This is a genomic window from Microbacterium thalassium (assembly GCF_014208045.1).
GTDB lineage: Bacteria > Actinomycetota > Actinomycetes > Actinomycetales > Microbacteriaceae > Microbacterium > Microbacterium thalassium.
Window position 1 is genome coordinate 855,830 of sequence record NZ_JACHML010000001.1, and the last position, 14,910, is coordinate 870,739.

The 14,910-nt window shown below is 69.4% G+C and carries 16 protein-coding genes; 13 read left to right on the plus strand and 3 right to left on the minus strand.

Annotated elements, in window-relative coordinates; genetic code table 11:
- Nucleotides 1-2: 2 nt before the first annotated feature.
- The 13 genes from HD594_RS04090 (at nucleotide 3) to HD594_RS04150 (ending at nucleotide 11,222) form a co-directional block, all read left to right on the plus strand.
- The gene (locus HD594_RS04090; protein WP_221446544.1) at nucleotides 3-638 is read left to right on the plus strand and encodes a TetR/AcrR family transcriptional regulator; all 636 of its coding nucleotides are present in this window, start codon (nucleotides 3-5) and stop codon (nucleotides 636-638) included.
- A 173-nt stretch (nucleotides 639-811) separates the two neighbouring features.
- A complete protein-coding gene (locus tag HD594_RS04095; protein WP_184749743.1) occupies nucleotides 812-1,564 on the plus strand; it encodes an SDR family NAD(P)-dependent oxidoreductase in 753 nt (250 codons plus the stop codon).
- Between the two features lie 37 nt (nucleotides 1,565-1,601).
- Nucleotides 1,602-3,002: an aldehyde dehydrogenase family protein gene (locus HD594_RS04100; protein WP_184749744.1), complete on the plus strand. Its 1,401-nt coding sequence runs from the start codon at nucleotides 1,602-1,604 to the stop codon at nucleotides 3,000-3,002.
- A 43-nt stretch (nucleotides 3,003-3,045) separates the two neighbouring features.
- A complete protein-coding gene (locus tag HD594_RS04105) occupies nucleotides 3,046-3,669 on the plus strand; it encodes a TetR/AcrR family transcriptional regulator (RefSeq protein WP_184749745.1) in 624 nt (207 codons plus the stop codon).
- Between the two features lie 174 nt (nucleotides 3,670-3,843).
- Nucleotides 3,844-4,134: a hypothetical protein gene (locus HD594_RS04110; protein ID WP_184749746.1), complete on the plus strand. Its 291-nt coding sequence runs from the start codon at nucleotides 3,844-3,846 to the stop codon at nucleotides 4,132-4,134.
- A 93-nt stretch (nucleotides 4,135-4,227) separates the two neighbouring features.
- Nucleotides 4,228-5,490, plus strand: a complete 1,263-nt coding sequence (locus HD594_RS04115) for a cytochrome P450 (protein ID WP_184749747.1) — start codon at nucleotides 4,228-4,230, stop codon at nucleotides 5,488-5,490.
- Nucleotides 5,491-5,508: 18 nt separating this feature from the next.
- Nucleotides 5,509-5,718 (plus strand): ferredoxin, encoded by a 210-nt coding sequence (locus tag HD594_RS04120; RefSeq protein ID WP_246413848.1) that lies wholly within the window; start codon nucleotides 5,509-5,511, stop codon nucleotides 5,716-5,718.
- A 1-nt stretch (nucleotide 5,719) separates the two neighbouring features.
- Nucleotides 5,720-6,955: an NAD(P)/FAD-dependent oxidoreductase gene (locus HD594_RS04125; protein WP_184749748.1), complete on the plus strand. Its 1,236-nt coding sequence runs from the start codon at nucleotides 5,720-5,722 to the stop codon at nucleotides 6,953-6,955.
- Nucleotides 6,952-8,049 (plus strand): NAD(P)-dependent alcohol dehydrogenase, encoded by a 1,098-nt coding sequence (locus HD594_RS04130; RefSeq protein ID WP_184749749.1) that lies wholly within the window; start codon nucleotides 6,952-6,954, stop codon nucleotides 8,047-8,049. Before HD594_RS04125 ends, HD594_RS04130 begins: the two co-directional genes overlap by 4 nt.
- A gap of 14 nt (nucleotides 8,050-8,063) precedes the next feature.
- Complete coding sequence (locus HD594_RS04135; protein WP_184749750.1) at nucleotides 8,064-8,564, plus strand: HtaA domain-containing protein; 501 nt, start codon at nucleotides 8,064-8,066, stop codon at nucleotides 8,562-8,564.
- Between the two features lie 10 nt (nucleotides 8,565-8,574).
- Complete coding sequence (locus HD594_RS04140) at nucleotides 8,575-9,789, plus strand: cytochrome P450 (protein WP_184749751.1); 1,215 nt, start codon at nucleotides 8,575-8,577, stop codon at nucleotides 9,787-9,789.
- Nucleotides 9,786-11,000, plus strand: coding sequence for an NAD(P)/FAD-dependent oxidoreductase (locus HD594_RS04145; protein WP_184749752.1), 1,215 nt, complete (start codon nucleotides 9,786-9,788; stop codon nucleotides 10,998-11,000). The genes HD594_RS04140 and HD594_RS04145 overlap by 4 nt, the downstream gene beginning before the upstream one ends.
- Before the next feature lie 24 nt (nucleotides 11,001-11,024).
- A complete protein-coding gene (locus HD594_RS04150) occupies nucleotides 11,025-11,222 on the plus strand; it encodes a ferredoxin (RefSeq protein WP_184749753.1) in 198 nt (65 codons plus the stop codon).
- Between the two features lie 68 nt (nucleotides 11,223-11,290).
- Here the strand turns inward: HD594_RS04150 and HD594_RS04155 are convergent, their stop codons facing one another.
- The 3 genes from HD594_RS04155 to HD594_RS04165 are packed head-to-tail and all read right to left on the minus strand — an operon-like array spanning nucleotide 11,291 to nucleotide 14,909.
- A complete protein-coding gene (locus tag HD594_RS04155) occupies nucleotides 11,291-12,466 on the minus strand; it encodes a thiolase family protein (protein ID WP_184749754.1) in 1,176 nt (391 codons plus the stop codon).
- Nucleotides 12,463-14,115 carry a long-chain-fatty-acid--CoA ligase gene (locus HD594_RS04160; RefSeq protein WP_246414217.1) on the minus strand — a complete coding sequence of 551 codons (1,653 nt, stop codon included), beginning with the start codon at nucleotides 14,113-14,115 and terminating at the stop codon, nucleotides 12,463-12,465. The genes HD594_RS04155 and HD594_RS04160 overlap by 4 nt, the downstream gene beginning before the upstream one ends.
- Before the next feature lie 32 nt (nucleotides 14,116-14,147).
- Complete coding sequence (locus tag HD594_RS04165; protein WP_184749756.1) at nucleotides 14,148-14,909, minus strand: SDR family NAD(P)-dependent oxidoreductase; 762 nt, start codon at nucleotides 14,907-14,909, stop codon at nucleotides 14,148-14,150.
- Nucleotide 14,910 lies beyond the last annotated feature (1 nt).

The following is a 14,910-nucleotide window of genomic DNA, read 5'->3' on the forward strand; positions in this document are numbered from 1 at the left end:
GTGTGACGACCGCGGATGAGCCGGCCAGCGTCGAGGCCGCGCCGATCGACGACTGGCGCGACTACTCGGCAGACGCGCTGCCCCCCGAGCTCGCGGCCGCCCTCGAGTGCTTCGTCGAGAGCGGTTTCCACGGGACGACCGTCCGGGTGATCGCGGCGCGAGCCGGCCTCTCGGTGGCCGGGTACTATCACCACCACCCGTCGAAGGAGGCCACGCTCGTGGCCGTCATGCGCAGTGCGATGGCCGATCTCTATGCTCGAACGCTCGCAGCGGATGCCGAGGCGGGCGCCGATCCGGTTCGTCGCCTGACGTCCCATGTCGAGTGTCTCGTCCTCTTCCACGCGCATCGCGGCGACCTGGCGTTCATCGCAGCGAGCGAGATCCGTTCCCTCGGTCCGCAGGCGCGAGCAGAGCACATCGCCGAGCGCGACCGGCAGCAGGCGGTGCTCGAGTCGATCGTTCACGAGGGTGTTCTCCAAGGCGTCTTCAGCGTCGCGCACGAGCGGGACGCCGTCCGTGCGCTCGTGACTATGTGCACGGGTGTCTCGCAGTGGTATCGCTCCGGCGGCGGGCTCGAGGCCGAAGAGCTCGCTGCCGAGTACGTGGAGTTGGCGCGACGGATGCTCGGCGTGCGCTGATCCGGTACGAGGGCGATGCCTCCCGGCGACGTGGCCTCCGCTGCGACGTTGACAAAACCGGACATTGTCCCGTTTAATGATCTCGCGGCGGACGCGGATGTCCGGGTTACCGCAACGACGCAGCGCTGGGAGACGACGATGTCGCAAGTCACCATCCGTGGAGCACGACAGTGGTGACCCGCACTCGTCACCCCCGCGCCGCGCTGGTGACGGGCGGAAGCCGCGGCATCGGATACGCCATCGCCCAGAGGCTTGCCGCGGACGGCTTCGCCCTGACTCTCTGCGCCCGCGATCGCGACCGTCTGGAGTCCGCGGCGGCCGCGCTTCGCGCCGAGCATGGCGTCGAGGTCCATGTGCACGCGGCCGATCTGTCGGACCCCGAGGGCTACGTGGACATCGTCGCCGCCCATGCCGAAGCCCGCGGCTCGCTCGATGCGCTGGTCCTGAACGCGGGGATGGGAACGGTCGGCCCGATCGCCGATGCGACGGGGGAGCGGCTCCACAAGCTGATGGTCGTCAACGCGTTCTCGGCGATCGGCCTGTTCCGATCGGCGCTGGGGATGCTGCGTGAGACCGCCGCCCGCAACGAAGAGCACGGAGCCAAGGTCATCGCGGTCGGATCGATCCTCGGCGCGCATCCGCATGCGCAACTGGGTGCCTATGCGGCGTCGAAAGCCGCGCTGGTCTCGCTCGTCAAGACGCTCAACCTGGAGCACTCCGGGGAGGGGATCTCGTCGACGGCGATCCTCCCGGCATACGTCGCGACGGACATGACGACGTGGCTCGGCGACTCCGTGCCGCGGAACACCATGCTCAGCGCCGCCGAGATCGCGGGCGTCGCGTCGATGCTCGCTGCTCTGTCGCGTCGCGCCGTCGTCGACGAGATCGTCATCGCCCGGGCCGGCACGGACGGACGCATCCCCTAGCAGGAACTTGATCGTGGCAGACCCCGAAGGAGCAGTCATGTCCCAGACCACCCATCCCCAGCTGACGCGCGGCGCCTACTCGACGGTGAACCCGGCAACGGGCGAGGTCGTCCTCGATCGCGCCGCCTTCACCGATGCCGAGGCGGAGGAGGCGCTCGCGAAGGCGGATGCCGCGTTCGGGCTCTGGCGGAGCACCACGCTCGCCGACCGGATCGCGCTGTTCGAGCATGCGGCCGCGGTCTTCGCCGAGAACCTTGAGCGCTACGCGCAGCTCAACGCCGAAGAGGCGGGCAAGCCGCTCGGCCAGGGCATGATGGAGGCGAGCACGGTCGTCGAGATGTTCCGCTATTACGCCGAGCGCGCTCCTGAGCTGCTCGCCGACAGGCCGGTCGAGCTCCCGCTGGCGAGTCAGGCGTATACGCGGAAGGAGCCGATAGGCGTCGTTCTCGCGATCGAGCCATGGAACGCTCCGATCTACCAGGCGATGCGGGCGACGGTGCCGAATCTCATGCTCGGCAACACCGTCATCATGAAGCCCGCGGCGCTCACCGCGAACTCCACGCTGCTCATCGACGAGCTCATGGCAGAAGCAGGCTTCCCGCCGGGCGTGTACCAGACGATCCTGCCGACCAGGGAGCAGGTCTCGCGGTACATCGCCGATCCGCGGGTGCGAGCCGTGACCTTCACGGGGTCGAATGAGATCGGAACGAAGATCGGGCAGCAGGCGGCCGAGCACGTCAAGCCGGCCGTGCTCGAACTCGGAGGCTCGGACCCGTTCGTCGTCCTCGACTCGGCGGATGTCGCATCCGCGGCGGGCATGTCCTCGATGATGCGGCTCATGTTCGGCGGTCAGGTCTGCTACTCACCCAAGCGGGTCATCGTGACGGACAGGGTCGCCGACGAGTTCATCGAGCAGTACACCGCGTTCTTCCGCGAGCAGGTGGTCGGCGACCCCCTCGATCCCGCGACGACACTCGGCCCGATGGCCAGTGCACGCGCGGCGTCCGACCTGCAGGCGCTCTATGACGATGCCGTGGGCAAGGGGGCGACGGTGCTGGTCGCCGGGGGACGTGCGGAGGAGGGGAGCGCATACTTCCATCCCGCGGTGCTCACCGGCGTCGTTCCCGGGATGAGGCTGTACTACGAGGAGGCCTTCGGGCCGCTCGGGGTGATCTACCGAGCCGCCGATGCCGCCGATGCCGTCCGGCTCGCCAACGACACCCCGTACGGGCTCGGCGCGACCGTCTACGGAGAGGACCTCGACGAGGCGCGACTGGTCGCCGAAGGCATCGATTCGGGTGGCGTCGGCATCAACACGCTGTTCGGCGCGCCGGTCGAGGCGCCCTTCGGGGGGACCAAGGCCTCGGGAATCGGGCGCGAGCTCGGCGAGACGGGAATGGATGCCTTTGCCAATCACAAGACGTACGCCATCGGCTGACCGCCGGCGAGACCTCGCCGTGCCGACCAGTAGCCTGGGCGGCATGGAGAAGCGGCAGTACGCGAAAGGCGTGGCGAAGCGCGAGGAGATCCTCGCGGCATCCCTCGAGCTCATCGCCGAGGAGGGCTACGGTGCGGTGACGATCCGAGAGGTCGCCGCCCGCGCGGGGCTCAGCAAGACCGGCATCGGCCACCACTTCGCCAGCAAGGACCAGCTGCTCACGGCGCTGATCGCGCAACGCGACGCGCCGGCTCTCGAGGTCCTCGAGGATGCGTCGCCCGAGGACCTCTTCGAGATCACGCGCACCAGCATGGCGTGGCAGCATGCCATCCCCGGCCTCACGGAGCTGTACGTTCGGCTGGCGGCAGAAGCCACCGATCCCGACAACGCCGCTCACCAGTTCTTCGCGGAGCGGTTCCGGGCGGCCAACGAGCATGGATTCGCCGCGCTCGAGGGGCTGCAGGAGACCGGCCATGCGCCGAAGTCGATCGACCCGCGGGTGCTGTCGATGCTCATGTCCATGTTGGTCGACGGAATCCAGTTGCGGCTTCTCTACGAGCCCGACCTCGACATGACCGCGCCGCTCGACGCGCTCCAGAACCTGTTCGAGCTCGCCGCCCGGGCCGAGGCGCTCGCCCCGCCGTCGGACGGTCCGACCGCGCACTGACGCGCCTTCTGTGCGAAAGCGGGGGTGGAGGCACCCCCGCTTTCGCGCGTCCTGGACGATTTCCGGGGGATTCGCTCCGCATCGTTGACAAAACCGGACACTGTCCCGTTTAATGAGTTCACCCGACGCAGGAGTCGGGCTGAACCGCAACGATGCAGTGCAAGGGAGACAGCGATGTCGCAGATCACCGGTACCTGGAACCTCGAGGTGAAGACCCCGACCGGTCCGCAGAAGTTCGTGCTCGCCATCACGGACGAGCCGCTGGGAGCAGAGCGCGTGGACGAGGCAGGAGTCGACTTCTACAACGTGGCGCTCGAGGGCGACACGGCGACCTTCGAGGGCGACACCGACAAGCCCATGAAGCTCCACATGATCTACACCCTCGTCGCCGACGGCGACGACATCTCGGGCACTGTGAAGCCCGGCCCGTTCCCCAACCAGAAGATCGTCGGCAGCCGGGCCTGAGCCCGGTCCCGAGCAGGCGCAGGGCGGACTCGCCGCCCGCGCCCGCTCACCGCCCGATCGACTCCCGGCATCCCGCCCGAAGGAACAGGTGACATGCAGATCCACGCAACCGCCCACGAGCCGACCACCGGCCTGGACATCTCCAGCGTCGCGTTCTGGAGCAAGACGTTCGACGAGCGCAACGAGACGTTCGCACAGCTCCGCGCCGACCACCCGGTGAGCTGGCACCCGCCGATGGAGGACCTCGACCTCGCTCCCGAAGAGCACGGCGAGGCAGGGTACTGGGCGGTGGTGCGCGCCGAGGACATCGCGCACGTGAGCATGCATCACGAGCTGTTCAGCTCGCAGCTGGGCACGACGTCGCTCCACCCGATTCCCGGGAATGCCGGGGCGAGCTTCCTCGACTACGACCCGCCCAAGCACACGGCGTACCGCAAGATCATGAGCGCGGCCTTCACCCCGAAGGCGGTCGCACGTCTTAGCCAGAAGATCGAGGAGCGCGCCGCCGGAATCATCGACCGCGTGGTCGGCGCCGGTGAGATCGACTTCGTCGACGAGGTGTCGTCGCGACTGCCCATGATGACCGTGGCCGACCTCCTGGGCGTCCCGGAAGAGCTCATGGAGACATTCCGCCAGGCCGGCGACGACCTGTTCGCGCTGCAGGACCCCGGCGTGGGCGGCTCGCGCGAGGAGCGGTTCGCTACCTCGGCGACCGCGTTCGGCACGCTGTCGCAGATCGCGACCGAACTCGCCGAGGCGCGGCGCGCGAAGCCCCAGGACGACATCATGACGGCGCTCGTGCAGGCGAACATCGACGGGGAGGTCCTCGACGAGATGGACCTCACAATGATCACCCTGCTGTTCGCGACCGCCGGGAACGACACCACGAAGCAGACGACGACGTGGAGCCTCATGCAGCTCGAGGCGAACCCGGATCAGAAGCGCTGGCTCATGGACGACTACGACGGGCGGATCGTCGGAGCCATCGAGGAGTTCGTCCGCCACGCGAGCCCCGTCATGCAGTTCGCCCGCACCGCCACGCAGGACGTCGAGCTGGGCGGGCAGCTCATCTCGGCCGGCGACAAGGTCGGCATCTTCTACTGCTCGGGCAATCGCGACGAGTCGGTGTTCGACCGGCCCGGGCGGTTCGACCTGTCGCGCACGCCGAACCGCCACCAGGCGTTCGGTGGAGGCGGGGTGCACTACTGCCTCGGCAATGCCGTCGCGAAGGCGCAGCTGCGCGCGCTGTTCCGCCAGATACTCACCAAGCTGCCCGACATCGAGATCGGCGAGCCGGTCCAGCTGGTCAGCGACTTCATCAACGGCGTGCGGCACCTGCCCGTCACGATCCGCTGAGCGAGGAACGAGGAAGACATGACCATTCTGCGAATCGACGTCGACCGCAACCGCTGCACCGGCATCGGCATCTGCGAGTCGTACGCGCCGGACCGCTTCGAGGTCGACGACGACGGCACCCTCATCGTGCGGGGCGAGGACGTCTCGGCCGCCGAACGGGACGAGATCGAGCAGGCGGTGAACGGTTGCCCGGCGGCCGCGCTGCGTCTCGTGGAAGTGCCGGCCTGAGATGAGCGGGCAGCTTGTCGTCGTCGGAGCCTCGCTCGCCGGGCTGCGCGCTGTGGAGGCCGCGCGGAAGGCCGGATTCGACGGTGCGATCACGCTCATCGGCGCTGAGACGCACCTGCCGTATGATCGCCCGCCGCTGTCGAAGCGCTACCTGCTGGGCGAGGTCGATGCTGACGTCTACCGCACCGAGGACGCGCTCCGCGAAGAACTCGGGGTCGAACTGAGGCTCGGCGAGAGGGCGATCGCGTTGCGCGCCGAAGACCGCGTCGTCGTGACCGACCGCGACGAGTACCGGTACGACTCCCTGATCATCGCCACGGGAGCGGCGCCGCGGACGATCCCCGGCGTGCCGGACCTGGCCGGCATCGTCACACTGCGCAGCATCGGGGACGCCGATCGCCTGCGCGAGCTGGTGGTCCCCGGAGCGCGCGTCGTCATCCTCGGCGCCGGGTTCATCGGCTCCGAGATCGCCTCGTCGGCGAAGAAGCTGGGAGCGCACGCGACCGTCCTCGACGGTGCACCCGTGCCGCTCGTGCGGGCCGTCGGCGAGGAGATCGGCGGCGCGCTCGCGTCGCTGCATCCGGCGAACGGCACCCGCCTCATCCTCGGCACCGTCATCGAGGAGTTCGTGGGCGACGACGCGATCCGCGAGGTGCGACTGAGCAACGGCGAGGTCCTGCCCGCGGACGTGGTCGTGATCGGGATCGGTGCGGCTCCGGCGACCGGCTGGCTGCGGGATTCCGGCATCGACCTCGACGCCCGCGACGGCGGCGTCGTGTGCGACGAGCACATGCAGACATCGCTGCCGGGAGTGTTCGCCGCCGGCGACGTCGCGCACTGGCCGAACCGTGCACTCGGGCTCACGATGCGTCTCGAGAACTGGACGAACGCGGCCGACCAGGCCGCGGTAGCCGGGCGCAACGCCGTCACTCCCGACAGTCTCGCGCCCTACGCGACCGTCCCCTACTTCTGGAGCGATTGGTACGAGCAGCGCATCCAGTTCGTCGGCACCGCGACCGCGGATTCCGTCGAGATCGTCGCCGGCTCCGTCGACGACACGCGCTTCGTCGCGCTCTTCGTCACCGACGATCGCGTGGTGGGCGCGGCGACCCTCAACGAGCCGCGAAAGATCATGAAGCTGAGGCGCGTCATCGCCGATGGTGCCGGCAGAGAGGCCGCGCTCGAGATCGTCAACGGCGCAGCACGCGCTCGCACGCCCGAAGGAGCGACAGCATGAGCATCACCACCGAGGCCGCCGTCCTGCGCGAGCCCGACGCGCCGTTCGCGCTCGAGCAGGTCACCCTGTCGGACCTGGGCCCGACGAGCGTGCTCGTCCGCGTCGTCGGCGCGGGGTTCTGCCATACCGACGTGATGCCGCGGGGTCTCGCCTCGTACGCCCTCCCGGCGGTCCTCGGTCACGAAGGCGCCGGCGTCGTCGTCGATGCGGGCTCCGAGGTGACCGACGTGGCGATCGGCGACGCGGTCGTGCTGACCTTCGCCTATTGCGGCGTGTGCGCGCAGTGCGCCGGTGGCACGCCCTCGTACTGCGAACTGTTCACCGGGATGAACATGACCGCCCGCAACGTCGACGGCACGAGCGGTGGCACGGATGCCGAGCAGCGGGACATCGGGACGCGCTGGTTCGGCCAGTCGTCGTTCGCCCGCCATGCCGTCGTCGACCAGCGCAGCCTTGTCGTCGTCGACGCGGACCTGCCGCTCGAGCTGCTCGGACCGCTCGGATGCGGGATCCAGACCGGCGCGGGCACGGTCCTGACCGCCATGGGGCTTCAGCCCGGACAGAGCATCGCCGTGTTCGGCGCCGGAGCGGTCGGACTCGCCGCGATCATGGCCGCGAAGCTCGCGGGCGCGTCCGACATCGTCGCGATCGACGTGGTGCCCGAGCGGCTCGAGCTGGCGCTGGAGCTGGGAGCGACGCGCGTCGTGCGGGGGAAGGACCCGCTGGCGGACGAGAAGGTGGTCGGCGACGGCCCCGGGATGGACTTCGCGCTGGACACCACGGCCCGGTCAGCGGTGATGGAGACGGCGCTCGGCACCCTCCGGATCGGAGGCGAACTCGTCCTCGTCGGCGCGAGCGCGGACGCGCTGTCCGTGCATCCGACCCAGCTGACCGGCAAGAAGGTGGGGTACGTGCTCGAGGGAGCGGCCGACCCCCACGAGCTGATCCCCCGGCTGATCGCGCATTGGAAGGCGGGGGAGTTCCCCTTCGACCGACTGATCGAGACATTCCCGTTCGAGTCCGTCAATGACGCGGAGGAGGCGACTCACTCCGGCCGTGTCGTCAAGCCCGTGCTGACGTTCGCATCCGAATGACCGAGGAGAAACCCATGGAGACGATCGTGAGCGCGGAGCGCGGCCAGGCGGCCACCGCGGCCGGCTGGATGGACTGGTCGGTGAAGGACTCCTTCCTGCGCTACGTCAAGGGGCTTCCTGATGGCGTGTGCGACGTGTCGCCGGACATCGGGCTCGTCGGCGGCGGCGTCTTCCGCTTCCCGCTGACCGCCATCGATCTGGCCCCTGAGACGTCCTGGCGCTTCGGCGGATTCCTCCGTTTCACCGGGCACGGCGGCTTCCTCGAGGTTGTGATCGCCGAGCCCGCGCTGGAGGAATCCGACGGCCACTACCGCTTCACGTCCGCCGACCGCGACCGGCGCATCTGCATCGCCGACGCCGAGCCGGTGGAGTCCGCGGACTCCCGGACCCGCTTCGCGCTGCGCCTGACCACCGACGGCGCGCTGCTCTTCGGCGGCGTGTACTCCGCCGGCGAACCGCTCAGCGACCTCGTCATGACCACGACAGAGCACCCCACCACCAGCCAGAGAGCATGAGGAGTCGATGATGACTGCAACCCTTCCCTACCCGATGCCCGCCAAGCAGAACCTCGTCAACGCCGAGGGGATCAAGCGGGACTATGCCGAACTGCGCGAGCAGGCGAGCGTCGTCCCCGTCGCGTTCCCCTTCGGCGAGGGCGACGGCTGGATGACGCTCACCTACGATCTCGCCCGCCAGATGTACAACGACCCGCGCTTCAGCATCGAGGCGATGCTGGATCTCGACGAGTACCCCCGGATGCGTCAGGCCGAGAAGATGGCGACGCCGTCGTTCATGGCCTACGACGGCGAGAAGCACCAGACCAAGCGCAAGGTGCTCATGAAGCACCTGACCGTCAAGCGGGTCCAGAAGCTGATCCCCGACACCGCGCGGCTCGTCGAGGAGGCCCTCGACGATCTCGAGCGCTCCGGCAACCCCGCCAACGTCAGCGACACGTTCTCGCGGATCCTCCCGGTGCGGGTGCTCTGCTCGCTGCTCGGCGCTCCGCCGATCGAGGACCGCGAGTTCCTCGAGGCGTCGTACTTCGTCGTCGACTCGCGCGCCCAGACGCTCGAGCAGGTCATGGAGGCCTACGTCCTCATCGCCACCTACTTCGACAAGCTGTACGAGGAGAAGAAGCGCAACCCCGGCGATGACCTGATGAGCGCCATGATCCACGACACCGAGGCCGGCGAGTGGACCGAGGATGAGCTGCGCACCCTCGGGATGACGCTCCTGGCCGCCGGGCACGACGCCACCGGTTCGATGCTCAACGGCATGCTCGAGTGGCTCTCGTACGAGCCTGAACTGTTCACGCGGCTGCGCAACGAGCCCGAGGCCCTGCCCCGGGCGACCGAGGAGCTGCTGCGCTGCGTGAGCGTCGGCGTCGGCATCGCGCGCGGCCGCATCGCCACCGAGGACATGGAGCTCGGCGGCGTCCACATCAAGGCCGGCGACGCCGTGGGCGGGAACTTCCAGGCGGCGCACCACGATCCGGCCGCGTACCCGAACCCCGACGTGCTCGACATCGACCGTGTCGACCCGAAGCCGCACATGGCGTTCGGCTATGGCCCGCATGCGTGCGTGGGGGCCCAGCTCGCGCGCATGGAGATCAACCTCGCACTCAAGGCGGTGCTCGGCCGCTACAAGACCTTCACCAACGTCGAGCCCGCCGAGGGATGGCGCGAGCGTCGCCTCATGAAGGGCACGCCGCAGCTCATCGTGAACTGGGAGCGGGCATGACCGAGCCTCGGGATGCAACCGACCCCGGTGCGCGGGTCGTCATCGTGGGGGCCTCCGCGGCGGGGTCCGGGGTGGCGCTGAACCTTCGCCGCATGGGATACGAGGGGGCGATCACCCTCATCGGCGAGGAGGCCGAGCTTCCGTATGACCGCCCCCCGCTGTCGAAGGGCGTCCTGCTCGGCACGGCCGGGCTCGACTCGCTGGGCCTCGCCTCGCACGAGGAGCTGAGCACGGCCCAGGTCGAGCTCCGCCTCGGCGTGCGCGCCGTCGCTCTCGACACCACCGCCAAGGAGGTGCGGCTCGAGACCGGTGAGTCGGTCGGCTACGACACGCTCGTGATCGCGACCGGAGCAACTCCGCGCCGTATCCCCTCTCTCGCCGGCTCTGCGAACGTCCACGTGCTGCGCACGATCGCCGACGCCGAGGCCTTCGAGCGCAGTCTCGTGCCGGGCACCCGGCTGGCGATCGTCGGCAGCGGTCTCATCGGGCTCGAGGTGGCTTCGACGGCCACCAAGCGCGGCGTCCAGGTGTCGGTGATCGAGCCGGCCGACCTGCCGATGCGCGAGCGACTGACCCCGGATGTCGCGCGGTGGCTGCTCGACCAGCATGTCGCCCACGGCGTGAGATTCCACCTGGGCACGCAGGTCGAGGGCGTGGTCAGCGACGGCGACCGGGTGACGGCGCTGTGTCTCGCAGACGGCACTGAGCTGGAGGTCGACGTCGTCCTGATGTCGGTGGGCGCCGCTCCCAACGTGGCGTGGCTCGAGTCGAGCGGCATCGAGCTCGACAACGGTGTGGTCACCGACCATCGCCAGCGCGCAGCGGACGACGTGTACGCGGTCGGCGACGTCGCGCGTTTCGTCCACACGTCGCTCGACCGCGTGATGCGGATGGAGACGCGCTCCAACGCGATCGAAGGTGCCGTCCATCTGGCCCGCACCATCGCCGGCGAGGAGGCGCCGTATGCGCCCGTCCCGTTCTTCTGGACCGATCAGTACGACTTCAAGATCCAGTCCTTCGGGATGGTCGACCCCACCGCGGACCTCGTCTTCGAGGACGGCTCGCTCGAGGGGTCGAAGTGGGTCCTCGCGGCCTATGACGACGGAGAGCTGCGCGGCGTGATCGCGCGCGGCCACGGCCCGGTGCTCGCGCGGCTGCGCCGGCAGCTCGCCCAGAACTATCAGCGGAACGCCGAGCGAGTGCTCGACTGAGCGCGTTCCCCGGAAGGAGAGACAATGAAGATCCTGATCGACGAGAGCCGCTGCATCGCGGCGGGCAACTGCGTGATGGTCGCGCCCGAGATCTACGACCAGCGTGAGGACGACGGCATCGTCGTTCTGCTGGACGACAGCCCCGAGGGCGCCGCGCTGCAGGCGAAGGCACGCGAAGGGGCCGCGATCTGCCCGTCCAAGGTCGTCACGATCCTCGACTGACCGCCGGCGAGAGCGCAACAGCGAAGAGGCCCGGTGGGAACCGGGCCTCTTCGCTGTTGCAGGAGTGACTACAGCCGCTCGATGATCGTCGCGTTGGCCATGCCGCCCGCCTCGCAGATCGCCTGCAGGCCGAAGCGGCCGCCGGTGTCCTCGAGATAGTGCAGCATCGTCGTCATCAGGCGGGTCCCCGATGCGCCCAGCGGGTGCCCCAGTGCGATCGCCCCGCCGCGCGGATTCAGCAGCGCGGGGTCGGCCCCCAGGTCCTCGGCCCACGCCATCGGCACGGGTGCGAAGGCCTCGTTGACCTCGTAGGCGTCGAAGTCCGAGATCGTCATCCCGGCCTTGGCCATGATCTTCCGAGCGGCGTCGATCGGCCCGGTGAGCATGATCTCGGGGTCGGATCCGATGACGGCGAAGCTGTGGAAGCGCGCACGGGGGGTCAGATCGAGCCTCTGTGCGAGGTCCTCGCTCATGATGAGCATGCCGGAGGCGCCGTCGGTGAGCGGCGAGGAGTTGCCCGCCGTGATCTTCCAGTCGATCTCCGGGTAGCGCTCGCCATACCCGGAGGAGCGGAACGCGGGCGCGAGCCCCGCGAGTCCCTCGACGCTGGTCGTCGGACGCACCGTCTCGTCGCCCGTGTGCGGCGATCCGTCGGGCAGTGTGACCGGGATGATCTCGCGATCCCAGACACCGCCCGCCTGGGCCGCCGCCGCACGGCTGTGGGACGCCGCGGCGAAGGCGTCGACGGCGTCGCGGTCGAAGCCCCATCGCGAGCAGATGAGCTCGGCACCGATGCCCTGCGGCGGCAGGCTGGGGAACCGGGCATCGAGTCCCGCGTGGGGATGCCCGCCCTGGCCGTTGGAGAACATCGGTACGCGGCTCATCGACTCGACGCCGGCCGCGATCGCGATGTCGTACGCGCCGGCGATCACGCCCTGCGCGGCGAAATGGGCCGCCTGCTGGCTGGACCCGCACTGACGGTCGACGGTCGTCCCGGGGACGGTGACGGGCAGCCCCGCGAGCAGCGCGGCGGTGCGCGCGATGTTGTTGCTCTGGTCGCCGACCTGGCTGACGCAGCCGGCGATCACGTCGTCGATGAGGGCGGGATCGATCCCCGCGCGATCCACGAGGGCGCGGATCACCGTCGCGAGCATCTCCGACGGGTGGACCCCCGACAGCGCTCCGCCCGGCTTTCCCTTGCCGGATGCCGTCCTCACGGCGTCCACGATCACGGCGCTGGTCATGCGGGTGCTCCTTCGATAACGCGGTCATCGGTGTGTGTCAATCGGCTGCGCAGCAGCTTCTTGTCGAACTTGCCGGTCGTCGTCCGGGGTATGGCGTCGATCCGCTCGAACTCCTCGGGGATCCACCACTTCGGCACCTGGCCGGCCAGGAAGTCCTTCAGGTTGGCATCCGGCACGTCCTCGGTGAGGACGACGAACGCGTGCGGGCGCTCACTCCAGCGGTCATCGGGGCGCCCGACGACCGCGCACTCCGCCACCAGCTCGTGGTTCTGGAGGGCCGATTCGAGGTCTGCGGACGAGATCCACTCTCCGCCGGATTTGATCATGTCCTTCGAGCGGTCGACGAGGGTGACCCAGCCTTCGGCATCGACGGTGCCGATGTCGCCGGTGCGCAGCCAGCCGTCGTCGAAGCGGTCCGCCGCCTCGTCCTCGAGTCGGAAGTACGCCCCCGCGACCGACGGCCCGCGCATCTGGATCTCACCCCGGCTTCGGCCGTCGTGCGGCTGCACGATGCCCTCGTCGTCGACCAGACGCAGTTCGTAGAAGGGGCTGATCCGGCCTGCGATCGTCTGGTGGGCGAGGTTGTCCTCGGTCGAGAGCCGGGGGTCGGTCGCGGCGACGGCGCCGCCCGGGAAGATCTCGGTCATCCCCCAGCCCGAGATGACCTCGACGTCGAGATCGCGCGCGAAGCGGCGGATCAGGTCCTCGGGGACCTTCGTCCCCCCGAGGATGAGCTTGCGCAGTGGTGCGAGACCGTCCCTCGCGGCGTCGCCGCCGGCGTCGACATGGCGGAGCAGATCCATCCAGATCGTCGGCACCCCCGTCGACCACGTCACGCGATGCGCGGCGATCGTTCGCGCCAGGCTCCTGGCCCCGAGGTGGCGCCCCGGCAGGACGAGATCGGCGCCGGCCATCGTCGCGAGGAACGGCAGGCCCCAGCCCATCGCGTGGAACATGGGGACGGTCGCGAGCACGACGTCGTGCTTGGCGATGCCGAAGACGTCCGAGCCCGACATGATCAGGGAGTGCACCGCGATCGAGCGATGCGAGTAGAGGACGCCCTTCGGGTCGCCGGTCGTGCCGGACGTGTAGCACAGGGCCGCGGCCGACCGCTCGTCCAGTTCCGGCATCCGGTAGTCGCCGGGGTCCGCGTCGGCGAGCGCGTCGAAACGCTGCACGGGCACCGGCGCCTCCGGCACGTCGCCACCGCCGATGACGACGATGCGCTCCACCGTCGGCATGTCGGCCAGAAGCGGGAACACCAGTTCGGCGAGGTTGTCGTCGACGATGAGGATGCGGTCCTCGGCATGATTGACGGTCCACACGATCTGCTGTGCGTGCAGGCGCAGATTGACGGTGTGCAGCACGGCTCCCATCGACATGACGCCGAAGTAGGCGATCAGGTGCGACACGGTGTTCCACGCGACGGTCCCGATGCGGTCACCCGGCCGGATGCCGAGGCGGTCGAGGGACGCTGCGAGCCTCAGGCTGCGGTCAGCGACATCGCCGAGCGTGGTCTCGTCGGACGTCCCTTCGTCGTCGAGGATCGTGACGACGCGCGTGCGCGGGTTCACGCGCGCCATGCGCCAGAGGAAGTGGTTCGTGGTGAGCGGGAAGTCCTGCATGAGGCCCGGAACCGTGACGGTCATTGTCACTCCTGTCTTCTTCGCTTCCGCCGCGACTACCGCGGCGCCATCCGGATCGAGCCGTCCAGCCGGATCGTCTCGCCGTTGAGCATGGGGTTCGCCGTCACCGCCGCGACGAGGTCGGCGTATTCCTCGGGGCGGCCGAGGCGCGAGGGGAAGGGGACCTGGGCGCCGAGTGCGGCGCGCGTCTCGTCGGGCAGCTGGCCGAGCAGGGGTGTGTCGAAGAGCCCCGGTGCGATCGTGACCACCCGGATGGCGTGGCGCGCGAGCTCCCGGGCGAGCGGGAGCGTCATGCCGGCGATGCCCGCCTTCGAGGCGGCGTAGGACGCCTGGCCGATCTGGCCGTCGAACGCTGCCGCCGACGCGGTGTTGACGATGACGCCGCGCTCCTCGCCCGCGCGGTCGTTGGCCATCATGGCCGCGGCGGCCAGCCGCACGACGTTGAACGTCCCGATGAGATTGACACGCACGACGCGTTCGAAGCGGGCGAGATCCTGCGGTCCTGTCTTCGAGACCGTCAGCTGCGGATCTCCGATCCCCGCGCAGTTGACCACGACCGACAGGTCGCCGCGCGAGTTCGCGAGCGTGACGGCATCGGCGACCGCCTGCTCGTCGGTGACGTCCGCTGCGGCGAACTCGATGCCCTCCGCATCCGGTGTCGCCGCCGTCCGGGCGATGGATCCGGGCAGATCGGCCGCCACGACGCGAGCGCCCTCGGCGCGCAGTCGCCGCGCGGTGGCCAGGCCGAGGCCCGAGGCGCCTCCGGCGATCAGGACGGTCCTGCCTGTGACATCCATT

What these genes read in the sequence shown, in the direction of transcription:
- HD594_RS04100 (WP_184749744.1), top strand. Translation starts at nt 1,602, where the DNA reads ATGTCCCAGACCACCCATCCCCAGCTGACGCGCGGCGCCTACTCGACG.
- HD594_RS04105 (WP_184749745.1), top strand. Translation starts at nt 3,046, where the DNA reads ATGGAGAAGCGGCAGTACGCGAAAGGCGTGGCGAAGCGCGAGGAGATC.
- HD594_RS04110 (WP_184749746.1), top strand. Translation starts at nt 3,844, where the DNA reads ATGTCGCAGATCACCGGTACCTGGAACCTCGAGGTGAAGACCCCGACC.
- HD594_RS04115 (WP_184749747.1), top strand. Translation starts at nt 4,228, where the DNA reads ATGCAGATCCACGCAACCGCCCACGAGCCGACCACCGGCCTGGACATC.
- HD594_RS04120 (WP_246413848.1), top strand. Translation starts at nt 5,509, where the DNA reads ATGACCATTCTGCGAATCGACGTCGACCGCAACCGCTGCACCGGCATC.
- HD594_RS04125 (WP_184749748.1), top strand. Translation starts at nt 5,720, where the DNA reads ATGAGCGGGCAGCTTGTCGTCGTCGGAGCCTCGCTCGCCGGGCTGCGC.
- HD594_RS04130 (WP_184749749.1), top strand. Translation starts at nt 6,952, where the DNA reads ATGAGCATCACCACCGAGGCCGCCGTCCTGCGCGAGCCCGACGCGCCG.
- HD594_RS04135 (WP_184749750.1), top strand. Translation starts at nt 8,064, where the DNA reads ATGGAGACGATCGTGAGCGCGGAGCGCGGCCAGGCGGCCACCGCGGCC.
- HD594_RS04140 (WP_184749751.1), top strand. Translation starts at nt 8,575, where the DNA reads ATGACTGCAACCCTTCCCTACCCGATGCCCGCCAAGCAGAACCTCGTC.
- HD594_RS04145 (WP_184749752.1), top strand. Translation starts at nt 9,786, where the DNA reads ATGACCGAGCCTCGGGATGCAACCGACCCCGGTGCGCGGGTCGTCATC.
- HD594_RS04150 (WP_184749753.1), top strand. Translation starts at nt 11,025, where the DNA reads ATGAAGATCCTGATCGACGAGAGCCGCTGCATCGCGGCGGGCAACTGC.
- HD594_RS04155 (WP_184749754.1), bottom strand. Translation starts at nt 12,466, where the DNA reads ATGACCAGCGCCGTGATCGTGGACGCCGTGAGGACGGCATCCGGCAAG.
- HD594_RS04160 (WP_246414217.1), bottom strand. Translation starts at nt 14,115, where the DNA reads ATGACCGTCACGGTTCCGGGCCTCATGCAGGACTTCCCGCTCACCACG.
- HD594_RS04165 (WP_184749756.1), bottom strand. Translation starts at nt 14,909, where the DNA reads ATGGATGTCACAGGCAGGACCGTCCTGATCGCCGGAGGCGCCTCGGGC.